Source organism: Micromonospora chaiyaphumensis (assembly GCF_900091435.1).
GTDB lineage: Bacteria > Actinomycetota > Actinomycetes > Mycobacteriales > Micromonosporaceae > Micromonospora > Micromonospora chaiyaphumensis.
In genome coordinates this window covers 206,048-221,461 of the sequence record NZ_FMCS01000004.1, presented here as the reverse complement: position 1 = coordinate 221,461, position 15,414 = coordinate 206,048, and the positions used below count along the sequence as shown (strand labels likewise).

The 15,414-nt window shown below is 71.5% G+C and carries 11 protein-coding genes; 5 read left to right on the top strand and 6 right to left on the bottom strand.

Annotated elements, in window-relative coordinates; all coding sequences use genetic code 11:
* Positions 1-24: 24 nt before the first annotated feature.
* From GA0070214_RS13010 to GA0070214_RS12990, 5 genes are all read right to left on the bottom strand, one after another.
* The gene (locus tag GA0070214_RS13010; protein ID WP_091262498.1) at positions 25-1,128 is read right to left on the bottom strand and encodes a succinate dehydrogenase/fumarate reductase iron-sulfur subunit; all 1,104 of its coding nucleotides are present in this window, start codon (positions 1,126-1,128) and stop codon (positions 25-27) included.
* Between the two features lie 3 nt (positions 1,129-1,131).
* Positions 1,132-3,042: a fumarate reductase/succinate dehydrogenase flavoprotein subunit gene (locus GA0070214_RS13005; protein ID WP_091262496.1), complete on the bottom strand. Its 1,911-nt coding sequence runs from the start codon at positions 3,040-3,042 to the stop codon at positions 1,132-1,134.
* An 11-nt stretch (positions 3,043-3,053) separates the two neighbouring features.
* Positions 3,054-3,860 carry a hypothetical protein gene (locus GA0070214_RS13000; RefSeq protein WP_091262494.1) on the bottom strand — a complete coding sequence of 269 codons (807 nt, stop codon included), beginning with the start codon at positions 3,858-3,860 and terminating at the stop codon, positions 3,054-3,056.
* A gap of 240 nt (positions 3,861-4,100) precedes the next feature.
* Positions 4,101-5,495 (bottom strand): TldD/PmbA family protein, encoded by a 1,395-nt coding sequence (locus GA0070214_RS12995; RefSeq protein WP_091262492.1) that lies wholly within the window; start codon positions 5,493-5,495, stop codon positions 4,101-4,103.
* Positions 5,492-6,928 carry a TldD/PmbA family protein gene (locus tag GA0070214_RS12990; protein ID WP_091262490.1) on the bottom strand — a complete coding sequence of 479 codons (1,437 nt, stop codon included), beginning with the start codon at positions 6,926-6,928 and terminating at the stop codon, positions 5,492-5,494. Before GA0070214_RS12990 ends, GA0070214_RS12995 begins: the two co-directional genes overlap by 4 nt.
* Positions 6,929-7,230: 302 nt before the next feature.
* Between GA0070214_RS12990 and GA0070214_RS12985 the strand changes: the two genes are divergently transcribed.
* The 5 genes from GA0070214_RS12985 (at position 7,231) to GA0070214_RS12965 (ending at position 13,202) form a co-directional block, all read left to right on the top strand.
* Positions 7,231-8,334 (top strand): ABC transporter ATP-binding protein, encoded by a 1,104-nt coding sequence (locus tag GA0070214_RS12985; RefSeq protein WP_091262488.1) that lies wholly within the window; start codon positions 7,231-7,233, stop codon positions 8,332-8,334.
* Entirely contained in the window at positions 8,331-9,365 is a 1,035-nt protein-coding gene (locus tag GA0070214_RS12980; RefSeq protein ID WP_091262486.1) for an ABC transporter ATP-binding protein, read from the top strand. Before GA0070214_RS12985 ends, GA0070214_RS12980 begins: the two co-directional genes overlap by 4 nt.
* Positions 9,362-10,363, top strand: coding sequence for an ABC transporter permease (locus GA0070214_RS12975; protein WP_091262484.1), 1,002 nt, complete (start codon positions 9,362-9,364; stop codon positions 10,361-10,363). Before GA0070214_RS12980 ends, GA0070214_RS12975 begins: the two co-directional genes overlap by 4 nt.
* A 12-nt stretch (positions 10,364-10,375) precedes the next feature.
* Positions 10,376-11,362 carry an ABC transporter permease gene (locus GA0070214_RS12970; protein WP_091262482.1) on the top strand — a complete coding sequence of 329 codons (987 nt, stop codon included), beginning with the start codon at positions 10,376-10,378 and terminating at the stop codon, positions 11,360-11,362.
* Positions 11,363-11,456: 94 nt separating this feature from the next.
* On the top strand, positions 11,457-13,202 hold the full coding sequence (locus tag GA0070214_RS12965) for an ABC transporter substrate-binding protein (RefSeq protein WP_091262480.1): 1,746 nt from the start codon (positions 11,457-11,459) through the stop codon (positions 13,200-13,202).
* A 51-nt stretch (positions 13,203-13,253) separates the two neighbouring features.
* Here GA0070214_RS12965 and GA0070214_RS12960 read toward each other — a convergent pair whose 3' ends face one another.
* Positions 13,254-15,398, bottom strand: coding sequence for a S9 family peptidase (locus GA0070214_RS12960; protein ID WP_091262478.1), 2,145 nt, complete (start codon positions 15,396-15,398; stop codon positions 13,254-13,256).
* Positions 15,399-15,414: the final 16 nt, after the last annotated feature.

Below are 15,414 nucleotides of genomic sequence, written 5' to 3'. Positions count from 1 at the left end.
CCGTCGTCGTTGTCGGTGTGCTGCTCAGTGCTTCGGCTCGTCCTGCTGCGGGTGGGCGAAGTTCAGGTGCTCCGGCGGCAGCGGGAAGGTCACGTCGTCACCGAACGGCGACGGCGCGGCGGCCCGGTCGAAGGTCAGTTCGGTCAGCGGCAGCTTGCCGTTGACGTCGACGGCGGGAGCGGTCGGGTGCGGCACCTCGCGGTGCCAGTTGACGCCCTGCTGCGCCTGCCGCTCGGCCGCCGTGTCGTGCGAGCCGCCGGCGTGCGAGTGCACCCCGCCGTGGGCGGCGGGGGCGGTCACGGCGCCGCCCGAATGCCCGCTGGTCACGCTGGTCTGAGGCACCTGACCCCTCCGGAAGATCTTGCTACCAAGCCACACAAGGGGATCGTACCTGCGGTCGACGACCCGCTCCTTCATGGGGATGATCCCGTTGTCGGTGATCTTGATGTGCTCGGGGCAGACCTCGGTGCAGCACTTGGTGATGTTGCAGAAGCCGAGTCCCATCTCGGACTGCGCGTACTCCTTGCGGTCGGTCTTCGCGTCGAGCGGGTGCATGTCCAGCTCGGCGGCCCGGATGAAGAACCGGGGACCGGAGAACGCCTGCTTGTTCTCCTCGTGGTCGCGGATCACGTGGCAGACGTTCTGGCAGAGGAAGCACTCGATGCACTTGCGGAACTCCTGCGAGCGCTCGACGTCCACCTGCTGCATCCGGTAGTCGCCCGGGGCCACGTCGGCCGGCGGCGCGAACGCCGGGGTCTCCCGCGCCTTCTCGTAGTTGAACGAGACGTCGGTGACCAGGTCCCGGATGACCGGGAAGGTGCGCAGCGGGGTGACCGTGACGGTCTCCCCCTCCTCGAACGTCGACATCCGGGTCATGCAGCTCAGCCGGGGCTTGCCGTTGATCTCCATGGAGCAGGAGCCGCACTTGCCGGCCTTGCAGTTCCACCGGCACGCCAGGTCCGGCGCGTCGGTGGCCTGGAGGCGGTGGATCACGTCGAGGACGACCTCGCCCTCGTTGACCTCGACCGTGTAGTCGCGCAGCTCGCCGCCGTTCTCGTCGCCCCGCCAGATGCGGAAGGGCCGCTTCGTGCCCGGCTTGCCGGTCGCCTGCGTGTTGTCAGTTCCCATTCCTCAGCGCTCCCCCTCGGTGAGGGCGTCGAACTCGGCGAGTTCCTCGTCGGTCAGGTACTTGGCCAGCTCGGCCCGGTCGAACAGCGAGATCAGCTCCGGGCGCATCTTCGGCAGCGGCTTGTGGGTCAGCCGGACCGTGTCACCGTCCAGCGAGCAGACCAGGTTCACGCGCCGCCACTTCGGATCCATGGCCGGGTGGTCCTCCCGGGTGTGCCCGCCGCGCGACTCCTGCCGCTCCAGGGCGGCCTTCGCGGTGCACTCCGAGACCACCAGCATGTTGCGCAGGTCCAGGGCCAGGTGCCAGCCCGGGTTGTAGCGCCGGCCGCCGGCCGCGCTCACCTTGGCCACCCGCTCGCGCAGCTCGGCCAGCCGGGCCAACGCGTCGACCAGCTCGCCCTCCCGCCGGATGATGCCGACGAGGTCGCCCATCACCGCCTGGAGGTCCTGCTGGAGGGTGTACGGGCTCTCGCCGGTGTCCCGCTGGAGCGGGGCCAGCGCCGTCTCCACGGCGGCCTCCACGGCCGCCACCGACACCGCCGGGCGCGCGGTGAGCTGGTCGGCGTACGAGGCGGCGTGACCGCCCGCCCGCTTGCCGAAGACCAGCAGGTCGGACAGCGAGTTGCCGCCGAGGCGGTTGGAGCCGTGCATGCCGCCGGACACCTCACCGGCGGCGAAGAGCCCGCGCACCGTGCCGTACGCCGCGCCGGAGTCCGGGTCCACCTCGACGCCGCCCATCACGTAGTGGCAGGTCGGGCCGACCTCCATGGGCTCCTTGGTGATGTCGACGTCGGCCAGTTCCTTGAACTGGTGGTACATCGAGGGCAGCCGGCGGCGGATCTCCTCGGCCGGCAGCCGGGAGGCGATGTCCAGGAAGACGCCGCCGGCCGGCGTACCCCGACCGGCCTTGACCTCGCTGTTGATGGCGCGCGCGACCTCGTCGCGGGGGAGCAGCTCCGGCGGGCGCCGGTTGTTGTCCGGGTCCTTGTACCAGCGGTCCGCCTCGGCCTCGTTGTCCGCGTACTGCTTGCGGAAGACGTCCGGGACGTAGTCGAACATGAACCGCTTGCCCTCGGAGTTCTTGAGGACGCCGCCGTCGCCGCGGACCGACTCGGTGACCAGGATGCCCTTCACCGAGGGCGGCCAGACCATGCCGGTCGGGTGGAACTGGAGGAACTCCATGTTGATCAGGGTCGCGCCGGCGCGCAGCGCGAGCGCGTGACCGTCCCCGGTGTACTCCCAGGAGTTCGACGTGACCTTGTAGGAGCGTCCGACGCCACCGGTCGCCAGGACCACGGCCGGGGCCTCGAAGAGGATGAACTCGCCGGACTCGCGGTAGTAGCCGAAGGCGCCGGCCACCCGGTCGTTGTCGAGCAGCAGCTCGGTGATGGTGGTCTCGGAGAAGACCCTGATCCGGGCCTCGTAGTCGCCGAACTCCCGCTTGTCCTCCTGCTGGAGGGAGACGATCTTCTGCTGGAGGGTGCGGATCAGCTCCAGGCCGGTGCGGTCGCCGACGTGCGCCAGGCGCGGGTACTCGTGGCCGCCGAAGTTGCGCTGGGAGATCTTCCCGTCCTTGGTGCGGTCGAAGAGCGCCCCGTACGTCTCCAGCTCCCAGATCCGCTGCGGCGACTCCTTCGCGTGCAGCTCGGCCATCCGGAAGTTGTTGAGGAACTTGCCGCCGCGCATGGTGTCCCGGAAGTGCACCTGCCAGTTGTCCCGGGAGTTCACGTTGCCCATGGCGGCCGCCGCGCCGCCCTCGGCCATCACCGTGTGGGCCTTGCCGAACAGCGACTTCGAGATGATCGCGGTCTTCTTGCCGGCCAGCCGGGCCTCGATCGCCGCGCGCAGGCCGGCGCCGCCGGCCCCGATCACGACGACGTCGTAGTGGTGTCGTTCGATTCGCGTCTCAGTCATGTCAGGGGCCTTCAGTTGATGAACCGCAGATCAGGGAACCACTCGGCCGCGACCGCCATGACGTAGAAGTCGGTCAGCGCCAGGGTGCCGAGGGTGATCCAGGCGAGCTGCATGTGCCGGACGTTCAACCAGGACACCCCGGTCCACGCCCGGTAGCGCAGCGGGTGCTTGGAGAAGTGCTTGAGCCGCCCGCCGATGATGTGCCGGCAGGAGTGGCACGAGATGGTGTACGCCCAGAGCATCACCACGTTGATCAGCAGGATGATGTTGCCCAGGCCGAAGCCGAAACCCTTGGGCGAGTGGAACGCGTAGATCGCGTCGTAGGTGTTGATCAGCGAGATGATCGCGGCGGCGTAGAAGAAGTAGCGGTGCAGGTTCTGGCCGAGCAGCGGGAACCGGGTCTCACCGCCGTACGACTGGTGCCCGTCGGGTACCGCGCAGGCCGGCGGCGACAGCCAGAACGACCGGTAGTAGGCCTTGCGGTAGTAGTAGCAGGTGAGCCGGAACAGCAGCAGGAACGGCAGGGTGAGCGCCGCGTCCGGGATGATCCACCAGCCGGGCAGGAAGCTGCCGAAGTGCGAGGAGCCCTCGACGCACCGGTCGGTGACGCAGGGGGAGTAGAACGGCGTCAGGTAGTGGTAGGCGTCCACCCAGTACCACTTGTGCATGAAGACCCGGACCGTCGCGTAGATGACCCAGGCACTGAGCCCGACGACGGTGATCAGTGGCGCGAACCACCAGCGGTCCGTTCGCAACGTCTTCGCCGCGATGGCGGCGCGCCCCCGCGCTCCCCGCGGCCTCGTTGCCGTTGATGTCATTCGAGTCGTCTCCCTGACGGCGCCCTCGCGGGGCGGCGGATCACACCTTCCGTACCGGTCAGCGGACCGGGCGAGACCGCGTCCACTGCCACGTCTTGCGCACGCATGAGACCGCACCGGCGAACCGGCGCAGCTAAGTGACACACGTTACGCCGATCTTCGCGGCCCGGCCGCGCAACGCAGTGTCCCGTGTGTCCGGGAGGTTGGAAAGACCCGAACCAAGATCAATATCTTGAGCGGTCAGCCGGACGCGCTCCCGGTGAAGTTCCAGGACGCCAGCCGCATTGCCGGGGCCTCCCACCAGAAACCGTCCATCCGGTCCGGCTGGCGGACCGGCGCCCGGCCGAGACCGAGCACCCGGCCCGGGCCCATGGCCCGCGGGTAGGACTCGGTGAACCGGAAGTCGCGCACCGCGCGGGTGGGCACACCGTCCTCCACCAGCCAGACGCCGTTGCGGGTCAGCCCGGTCACGACCAGTTGCTTCGGGTCGAGCACGCGGGTGTACCAGAAGTCGCTGACCAGCAGGCCCCGTGCCATCCCGGCGACCAGGGTGGCGGTGTCCGGGTCGGCCACCGCGCCGGTCACCCCGGCGCTGAGCCGCCCGGCGGCCACCTCGGCCGGGCCGCCCGTCGGCAGCAGGCGGAGGTTGCGCGGGAGCGGGCCGAAGGTCGACGCGCCGACCATCCCGTGCCCGGTGGACCCGGTCCCCGCCTCGGCGCCGCTGCGCCGGTCGTGCGCCACCGCCCCGGTGGTGCCCGCCTCGACCAGGGTCAGCGCCCGCCGGGGGGTGCCCTCCAGGTCGTACGGCAGGCCGGAGGCGTGCAGCGGGTCGTCCACCAGGGTCACCGCCGGGTCGAACTGGGCCGTGCCCGGCTCGGCGAAGGACTGTCGCTCGGCGTACCGCTTGCCGTTGAAGCCGTACCAGGCGAGGTTCTGCAGGAGGTCGGCCACGGCGGCCGGTTCGAGCACCACCTCGTAACGCCCCGGGGGCAGCTCGACCGGGTCGGCCGCGGCCCGCGCCTTCGCCGCCGCCCGGGCGCCCAGGGCCCCGCCGTCGAGGTCGCCGAGGCGGTCGGCGCAGTGCCGGGCCACCCCGTCGGCGCCGGCGGCCCGGGCGATGCCGTCCATGGCCGCCTCGGCCGACCGCCCCACCGCCGAGTGCCCGGCCGAGTTGGCGAACGCCCCCGCCCGGTGCGCCGTCCGGCAGTAGCCGGCGGCCTCCAGGCCCTCGACGGCGTCCACGAAGGCGCGTACCCGGGCGGCCCGCTCGTCGGGCGAGGCGGCCGCGGTGGCCTCGTCGACGGGCGCGCCGGCCGGGACCGGCGCCGGCGGGGTGAGCCCCGGCCAGGCCGGGTCGGGCGGGGCGAGCCGGGTCGCGGCCAGCGTGCGCTCGACCAGCGCGGTCAACCCGTCGGGATCGACCAGGCTGCCGCTGCCCGCGGCCGTCCGCCCGTCGACGTGCAGCCGGAGCCGGACCGTGGTGGCCGACTCGGCGACGTTCTGGTGGATGAACGAGTTGGCGAAGCGGGTCAGCGCCAGGTCGGCCCGGCTCACCACCACCTCGGCCTGGGTGCCCGGCCCGGCCAGCCGCCGGACCAGCTCCACCACCCGGCCGGCGAGATCCAGCTCGCTCATGCCCGCACCCCCACCCGGACGTTACGGAAGCGGGCCGGCGCGGCCGGGTGGCCGGTGTGCCCGGTCTGGCCCGGCTGTCCCTTGCCGCAGTTCGGCGTGCCCCACGGCACGATCTCCGACGAGAGCATGTCCATCGAGCGCCAGAAGACCGGCCCGATCCCCGTGTAGGTGGGGTTGCGCAGCATCCGCCCCCGCCGGCCCTTCTTCACCTCCCAGCCGACCTCGCAGCCGAACTGGAAGTTGAGCCGCTTGTCGTCGATGGACCAGGAGCGGTTGAGGTCCATGAGCACCCCGTCGTCGGTGGCCTCGATGATCTCGTCGAGCGTGTGCGGGCCCGGCTCCAGGCCCACGTTGGTCATCCGCACCATCGGCAGCCGCGCCCAGCCGTCCGCGCGTACGCTGCCGCCGTAGTCGAGGCCGGCCACGGCGGCCGAGTCCCGGCCGGCCAGCACGCCCACCCAGCGCCCCTCGCGGACCGCGTCCCGCTTGACCGCCGGGGAGCCCTCGTCGTCGAAGCCGAAACTGCCCAGGGCGCCGGGGATGGTCGGGTCGATGGTGACGTTCATCAGCTCGGAGCCGTAGCGCAGCGTGCCGAGCCGGGTCAGGTCCAGCCAGGACGTGCCGGCGAAGGCCGCCTCCCAGCCGAGGATCCGGTCCAGCTCGATGGCGTGCCCGACCGACTCGTGGATCTGGAGGGCCAACTGCTCGCCGCCGAGGATCAGGTCGGTCTCGCCGGACGGGCACTCCGGGGCGGTGAGCAGCTCCCGGGACTCCTCGGCGATCCGCGCGGCGTGCGCGGCCAGGTCGAGTGAGGTGACCAGCTCCCACCCCGTGGTGCCGTACTGGCCCCGGTAGCTCGGATAGGAGCGGCGCTGGGTCTCGCCGTCGCCGATCGAGGTGGCCGAGATGCCGCCGCCGCACTCGCGGATGCGCTGGTCGATGCGGTGCCCCTCGCTGGAGACGAACCACTTGGCGGTGTCCCAGATCTGGTAGAGGCCCTCGGCCAGGTCGGCGCCGTGCTCGCGCATCGTCGCGGTGGCGCGGACCAGCAGGTCGCCCTTGTCGGAGAGCCCCACGCCGAGCGGGTCGACCTCGCAGCCCGAGGCCCAGCTCGCCACCGTCGCCTCGACCGGGACCAGGTCGATCGGCGGGCCCGGGACCCGCGCGCTCGCGGTGGCGATCGCCGCGGCGCGCCGGCCGGCGTCGCGGGCCGCGGCGTCGGACAGCTCGGGTACGGCGTGGAAGCCCCAACTCGATCCGACGAGCGCGCGGACGCCGAGGCCGATGCTCTCGTCCTGGGTCAGCTCCTCGATGTCGCCGTTGCGGGCCGACATCGACTCGTAACGGCGGTGCATCACCCGGGCGTCCGCGTAGCGGGCTCCCGCGTCGAGGGCGGCCTGGACGGCGGCGCTCGCCGCGTCGAATCCCGTCATGCGCCCGACCCTAGGCGACCCGCCCGACATACGTCAGCCGAGCAAACCGCACGGGCGGGAGGACCGACTCCCGCTCGCCGAGGTGGGGGTGTCCGGGCCGCGTGATGCCCCCACCTCGCCGGTGTGCCGTGACTTGCGGCCCGCGGCGTGTTGCCCAGTCGCAACCATGAATGTCCAGGTGAGGGCTGTTCAGGTTGGAAACCTAGTCGTTACGCTCAGGCCGCTGACAGGCCGCCGCTTGTAGCTTATTTTCGCCTCCAGAAGTTTGCTGTAGGTTCTCTTCGTCACTGAGGGAGGCGGTCATGGGCAGGTCGGAGACGGTGCCGTCCGGGGAGCCGGACCGCCCCGAGGTGCCGGAGCAGCGCGCCGGGGAGGGCCCGTACCTCCAGGTCCGGGACCTGCGGGTGCGGTTCGACACCGAGGACGGCGTGGTGAAGGCCGTCGACGGGGTCTCGTTCGCCGTCGAGCGCGGGCGCACGCTGGGCATCGTGGGCGAGTCGGGTTCGGGCAAGAGCGTCACGTCGCTGGCGATCCTCGGCCTGCACAACGCGAAGCGGGCCACCATCACCGGGGAGATCTCGGTGGGTGGCCGTCAGCTGGTCGGGCTGCCGGAGGAGGAGGTGCGGCGGCTGCGGGGCCGGGACATGGCCATGATCTTCCAGGATCCGCTGTCGGCGCTGCACCCCTACTACACGGTCGGCAGGCAGATCGCCGAGGCGTACCGGGTGCACCATCCGCGGGCCGGGAAGCGGGAGGCCCGCACCCGGGCCGTGGACATGCTGGGCCGGGTCGGCATCCCGCAGCCGGCGAAGCGGTTCGACCAGTACCCGCACGAGTTCTCCGGGGGTATGCGGCAGCGGGCGATGATCGCGATGGCCCTGGTCAACGACCCGGACCTGCTGATCGCCGACGAGCCGACCACCGCCCTGGACGTGACCGTGCAGGCGCAGATCCTGGACCTGCTCAGCGACCTCCAGGAGGAGTTCCGCTCGGCGATCATCCTGATCACCCACGACCTGGGGGTGGTCAGCCAGGTGGCCGACGACGTCCTCGTCATGTACGGGGGCCGGGCCGTCGAGCACGGCAGCGTGGAGCAGGTGCTGCGGCGGCCGCAGCATCCGTACACCTGGGGGTTGTTGTCGAGCGTGCCGTCGCTGCACGGCGACGCGGACGCGGACCTGGTGCCCATCAAGGGCAACCCGCCGTCGTTGATCAACCTGCCGTCGGGGTGCGCGTTCCACCCGCGCTGCCGCTACGCGGACCGCAACGGCGACCGCTCCCGGACGGAGGTGCCCGAGCTCCGGGCGGCCGGGGAGGCCGGCCACCTGGTGGCCTGCCACCTGCCGGCCGAGGAGCGCACCCGGCTCTACCAGCAGGACATCGCCCAGGTGGGAGTGGCCCGATGAGCACCGAGACCGAGCCGCTGCTGCGCGTGCGGGGGCTGACCAAGCACTTCCCGGTGCGGGAGGGCTTCCGCGCCAAGGGCGCCGTCCGGGCGGTCGACGGCCTCGACTTCGACGTGCGGCCGGGGGAGACCCTGGGCCTGGTCGGGGAGTCGGGATGTGGGAAGACCACCACCGGGCGGATGCTGGTGCGGCTGCTGGAGCCCACCTCCGGCAGCATCGAGTTCGCCGGCCGGGACATCACCCACGCCCGGCGCGGCGCGTTGCGGCCGCTGCGGCAGGACCTCCAGATCATCTTCCAGGACCCCTACGCCTCGCTGAACCCGCGGCACACCGTCGGGCGGATCGTGGCCATGCCGTTGCAGGTCAACGGCATCAACCCGCCGGGCGGCATCAAGAAGCGGGTCCAGGAACTGCTCGAACTGGTCGGGTTGAACCCGGAGCACTACAACCGCTACCCGCACGAGTTCTCCGGCGGGCAGCGCCAGCGCATCGGCATCGCCCGCGCCCTCGCGCTGCGCCCGAAGCTCATCGTCGCGGACGAACCGGTCTCGGCCCTGGACGTGTCCATCCAGGCCCAGGTCATCAACCTGCTGCGCGACCTGCAACGCGACCTGGACCTGGCGTTCGTCTTCATCGCCCACGACCTCGCCGTCGTGCGGCACTTCTGCCACCGCGTCGCCGTCATGTACCTCGGCAAGATCGTCGAGATCGGTGACCGCGACGACATCTACCAGCGGCCGCAGCACCCCTACACGCGTGCCCTGCTCTCGGCCATCCCCGACGTCACCACGCTCGGCCCCGCCGGGCGCATCCGGCTCACCGGCGACGTGCCCACCCCGCTCAACCCGCCGTCGGGCTGCCGCTTCCGTACCCGCTGCTGGAAGGCCCAGGAGCGGTGCGCCACCGAGGAACCCGCGCTCGTCCCCCAGGACGGCGGCAACCAGGCCACCGCCTGCCACTTCCCGGAGACGGGAACGATCAGCCAGGGCGCCGGACCGGCCGCCGTGACCGCCGAGGAGGTGTCGAAATGAGCCTGTCCCCGGTCGAGGGCGTGGCGCTTGCCGAGATCGAGTCCACCGGTGCGGGCCCCGAGAAGAAGGGGCTCGTCGGGCGCTCGCCCGGCCAACTCGTCTGGGCCCGGCTGCGCCGGGACCGCACGGCGCTGGTCAGCGGCATCGTGCTGGCCGTGTTCATCCTGGCGGCACTGGCGGCGCCGCTGCTCCAGCGGCTCTACGGCGTGTCGCCGAGCCAGCAGTTCGGCGACCTGCTGGACAGCACCGGCATGCCGCTCGGCTACGTGGGCGGGGTCAGCGGCGACCACTGGTTCGGGCTCGAACCGGGCCTGGGCCGGGACATCTTCATCCGGATGATCTACGGTATCCGCACCTCGCTGCTGATCGCCCTCGGCGCCGCGCTCGTCACCACGACGATCGGCGTCGTGCTCGGGATCGTCGCCGGCTACCTGGGCGGCGTGGTCGACTCCGTGATCATGTGGGTCACCGACGTCGCCCTGGCGATGCCGTTCCTCATCTTCGCGCTCGCCGTGGTCCCGACGTTCTCGCTGCGCTTCTACGGCCCCCGGGACGCCGTGCCCACCTGGTTCGCGGTCACCACGTTGATCGTGGTGTTCGCCGCGTTCGGCTGGACCGGCACGGCGCGGCTCGTCCGCGGGCAGGTGGTGTCGCTGCGGGAACGGGAGTTCGTCGAGGCGGCCCGCGCCAGTGGGGCCGGGCTGGGCCACATGCTCTTCCGGCAGTTGCTGCCGAACATCTGGGCGCCGATCCTCGTCGCGTTCTCGCTGGCGGTGCCGTCGTACGTGACCGGTGAGGCGGCGCTGTCCTTCCTCGGCGTCGGGTTGCCCGAGTCGGTGCCGAGCTTCGGCCGGATGATCTACCGGAGCATCGACTACCTGCAGACCGACCCGGCGTACGTCTTCTTCCCGGGCGTCACCATCTTCGCGCTCGTGCTGGCGTTCAACCTCTTCGGCGATGCGCTGCGCGACGCGCTCGACCCGAAGTCGTCACGGTAAGGGGTTCCACGCATGGTGCGGTTCCTGCTGAAGCGGCTGCTGCTGGCGGTCTCGGTGCTGCTCGCGGTGAGCATCGTCAGCTTCCTGATGTTCTTCGCGCTGCCCCGCGACCCGGTGACCGGCATGTGCCCGAAGAACTGCAACGCCGAGCGCCTGGAGCGGGTGCGGACGGAGTTGGGGCTGAACGACCCGAAGCCGACGCAGTACGCCAACTACATGAAGGGCATCTTCGTCGGCCGCGACCTGGGCAGCGCGCAGGGCGGCGAGTGCGAGGCGCCCTGCCTCGGCTACTCGTACGTCAACAGCGAGGCGGTCAGCGACACCTTCGCCCGGGTGCTGCCCGTGACGTTGAACATCGTGCTCCCCGCGGCGGTGCTCTGGCTCGCGCTCGGGGTGGGGCTCGGGATGATATCGGCGCTACGCCGGGGCTCGCTGCTCGACCGCGTCTCGATCGGGCTCACGCTGACCTTCGCGTCGTTGCAGCTCTACTTCGTCGGTGCCCTGCTGTTGCTGATCTTCGTGTACTCGTTGCGGATCCTGCCGACGCCCCGGTACGTGCCCTTCCTCGACAACCCGGTGGAGTGGGCGCGCGGGCTGGTGCTCGCCTGGGTGACCCTGGCCCTGCTCTTCTCCGCGATCTACGCACGGCTGTCCCGGGCGCAGATGCTGGAGACGCTCTCCGAGGACTTCGTCCGCACGGCCCGGGCCAAGGGCGTGGCGAAGCGGAAGGTCTACGGCCGGCACGCGCTGCGGGCGGCGATCACGCCGATCGTGACCATCGCCGGTCTGGACGTGGGTGCCGCGCTCGGCGGCACGGTCATCACGGAGACGACCTTCGGCATCCAGGGGCTGGGGCGTACCGCCGTGGAGGCGGTCCGGCAGGGCGACCTGCCGACCATCATGGCCACCGTGCTGGTCTCCGCGCTCTTCGTGGTCGTCGCGAACATCGTGGTCGACCTGCTCTACGCGTTCATCGATCCGCGGGTGCGCCTCGGCTGAGCTCGCGTGTCGCCGTCGATTCGTTATCTGCTCGAAATTTACCGCGGATGAAAGCTGAGCGAAGCTTTCCTTCATCGGACCCGGAGGAGTGAGTATGCGAGCAAGACTCGCCACCGCCATGGGCGGTGCGATGGCACTGGTGGTCGCCCTCAGTGCATGCAGCAAGAACACCGGCGACAACGCCGACAAGGTGGACACCAACAAGCCCCGCAGCGGCGCCATCGCGACCGACCCCAAGGACTCGCTGGGCCCGGCCGCGGAGGTGCCCGGCGCGGCCAAGGGCGGGACCTTCTACATCCTGCGCGAGAACAAGATCTCCCACCTGGACCCGCAGCGGGTCTACTCGTTCGCCGGCCTCATGGGAAGCCAGCTCTACGCGCGCTTCCTCACCACGTTCAAGGACGACGGCAAGGGCAACGTGACCCTGGTCGGCGACCTGGCCGAGACCCCCGGCAAGAACGTCAACAACGACTGCAAGGTCTGGGAATTCAAGATCAAGCAGGGCGTCAAGTTCGAGGACGGCCGGCCGATCACCTCCAAGGAGATCGCGTACGGCATCGCCCGCTCGTTCGACCCCGACCTGACCGGTGGCCCGACCTACCTGCAGGAGTGGCTGGTCGACAGCCCGCAGTACGACACCAAGTGGAACTTCAAGGCCAACAAGACCTCCCTGCCGCCGGGCCTGAGCACCCCGGACGCGCAGACGCTGCGCTTCGAGTTCAGCAAGCCGCGCTGTGACCTGCCGTTCGCCGTGTCGCTGCCGGCCACCGCGCCGCTGCCGCCCGACAAGGACACCGGCGTCAACCTGGACAACCAGCCGTTCTCGTCCGGGCCGTACAAGATCACCAAGCACCAGCCCGGTGTGGAGATGGTGCTCGAGCGCAACGAGAACTGGGACCCGGCGACCGACCCGGTGCGGCACGCGTACCCGGACAAGTTCATCTGGTCGTTCGGTGCGGACAACGCCACCCAGACCAACCGGGTGCTCGCCGGCACCGGCAACGACGCCGCGGCCGTGGGCACCGGTGGCGTGCCGTCCGAGCTGATCGCGAAGGTCACGGGCGACGCCAAGCTCAAGGAGCGGATGATCGTCGCCGCCACGCCGAACGCCTACCGGCTGAGCATCAACACGACGCGGGTCACCGACCTGTCCGTGCGGCAGGCGATCAACTACGCGATCGACCGCAGCAGCATCACCAAGAACCTCGGCGGCCCCTACGGCGCCGTGCCGCTCACCACCCTGCTGCCGCCCACCACGCTCGGCTACAAGCAGTTCGACGCGTACCCGGCCGGGGAGAGCGGCAACCCGGAGAAGGCCAAGGAGCTGCTCGCCGGCAAGTCGGTGAACCTCGTGCTCGGCACCTCCGACGACACCCCGTCGCAGGAGACCGCCACCCAGGTCAAGAACGCCCTGGAGAAGGCCGGCTTCACCGTCACCATCAAGCCGATCCCCGAGGACGGTTACCTCGACTTCGTGAAGAAGAAGAGCAACCCGTGGGACATCTGGGTCGACTCGTGGGCCGCCGACTGGCCCAGCGGCGCGTCGATCCTGCCGGTGCTCTTCGACGGCCGCAACATCAAGGCCGAGGGCAACAGCAACACCTCGCAGCTCAACAACGACGCCATCAACGCCGAGTTCGACCGGGTGCTCGCGGAGGACCCGGCCAAGCAGGCGGAGGAGTGGAGCGCGCTCGACGAGAAGCTCATGAAGGAGTCGGCGCCGGCGGTGCCGCTGTACAACGAGGTCGTCTCCGTCGCGCACGGCGAGAAGGCCGGCGGCCTGTTCATCGGCAGCATCTTCGGCTGGCCCAGCTTCGTGAACGCCTACGTGAAGCAGTGACAGCCTGACCCGCGGGGGCCCCGGTCCGATCCGGCCGGGGCCCTCGCGCGTTCACAGGTGCCGGCGGAGGAAGTCCAGCTCCAGCCGGAGCAGCCGCTCGGCCACGCCGCCGGCGGCCATGTGGCTGGCCCCGGTGAGCGGCAGCACCGCGTGCGGCCGGCCGGCGGCCAGCAGCGCCGCCGAGAGCCGCAGCGTGTGCGCGGCCAGCACGTTGTCGTCGACCAGCCCGTGCACCAGCAGCATGGGCCGGGCCTGCGCCGGGTCGCCGACCGGCTCGGCGGCCAGCTCGACCAGCGAGTGGTGGGCGTAGACGTCCATCCCGTCGTCCGGCATCCCCAGGTAGCGCTCGGTGTACGCGGTGTCGTACAGCGTCCAGTCGGTGACCGGGGCACCGACGATCGCGCACCGGAACAGCTCCGGGTGGCGCAGCACCGCCAGCCCGGCCAGCCAGCCGCCGAACGACCAGCCGCGCACCGCCACGCGTTCCAGGTCCAGGTCCGGGTGCTTGCCGGCCAGCGCGGTCAGCGCGTCCACCTGGTCGGTCAGGATCACGTCGGCCACCCGCCGGTGGATCGCCTTCTCGAAGGACGGGGCGATGCCGGGGGTGCCCCGGTTGTCGATGGTCACCACGGCGAAGCCCTGCTCGGCGAACCACTGCCGTTCCAGCCACGCCCCCCGCGCCGCGATCACCTCCTGGTGGCCCGGACCGCCGTAGATGTCCAGCAGCACCGGCAGCTTCGTGCCCTTCACGTGCTCGCCCGGGTAGAGCACCGCGCTCGGCAGCCGCCGGTCGGTCACCCGCACCAGCGTCGGCCGCGGCGCGTACGGCGGGGTCGCGGCGAGCGAGACCAGCTCGGCCACCTCGCGGTCGTCGTGCCACACCCGCCAGCGGGTGCCCGGGTGCTCCAGCGAGGCCACCCCCACGGCCAGCGTGCTGCCGCCTATCGCGGCGGTGTGCCAGCCGGGGTCGCTGCCCATCCGGCGGGCGTCCACCCCGCCGCCGATCGCCGTCCGCACCCGGTAGAGGTGGCGCTGGCTCGGCTCGCCCTCGCTCGCCTCGACCAGCAGGTCCGCCGCCGAGTTCGGGCCGGCCGGCAGCCGGCCCACCACCCGCCGCACGTAGAGCGAGGGCGGGGTGAGCAGGGTGCCGTCGGCGAACAGGCAGCGGGCGTCGTACCCGTCGTGGGCCAGCTCGCCGCCGACCAGCACCCGCCCGTCGGGCAGGTGCGCCGGGGTGCCCGGGATCGGCTCCACCCAGCGCGGGTCGGCCAGCTCGGCGTGCACCTGCGTCTCCCCGGTGCGCGGGTCGACGGCCAGCACCAGCCCGTGCTGCTGCGACCGGCGCAGCACGGTGATCAGCGGGCCGCCGTCGGCCCAGTCGACCGACGTCAGGTAGGGGTAGGTCTCCCGGTCCCAGTGCACGTCGACCCAGCCGCCGTCGAGGTCCAGCAGGTGCAGGCTGACCTCGGCGTTGGGCCCGCCCGACCGGGGGTACGCGACGGACGTCGGCGGGCTCGCCGGGTCGGCCGGGTCGTGCAGGTGCCAGCGCTCCAGCCGCGACTCGTCCACCCGGGCGGCCAGCACGGAACGGCCGTCCGGCGCCCACCAGTAGCCGCGGAACCGGCCGAACTCCTCCGCCGCGATGTGCTCGGCCAGCCCCCAGGTCACCCCGCTGTCCTCGCCGGCCAGCAGGTTGTCGGTGCCGTCCGGCTCGACCACCCGCAGCTGGCCCCGGCGTACCCCCTCGGCGGCGTCGGTGACGTAGGCGAGCCGTTCGCCGGTCGGGTCGGGACGCGGGTCGATCACCGGGCCGACGGCGGCTACCTCGACCACGTCGCCGTGCACGAGGTCGGCCCGGAACAACCGGCCGGCCAGCGCGAACGCGGCCACCCGGCCGGCGCCGTCCAGGGCGTACGAGCCGATGCCGGCGGCGCTGAGCCGCAGCCGCTCGCGCAGCGCCCGCTCGCCCGGCGCCAGCGTGGCCGGTTCGCCGTCGGTGCCGAGCAGGACGGCCGGGTCGGCGACGAGGTGCTCCTCGCCGGAGGCGACGTCGAGCAGCCAGAGCGCGTCGGCCGGGTCCTCCGGTCCCGACGAGCGCAGAAAGATGACCCGGGAGCCGTCGTCGGCGACGGAGACGGAACGCGGCGCCCCGTGGCTGAACCGACGGGTGCGGGCGGCCAGCTCGGGAAAGTCCACGCCTGTAGAGAGTAGG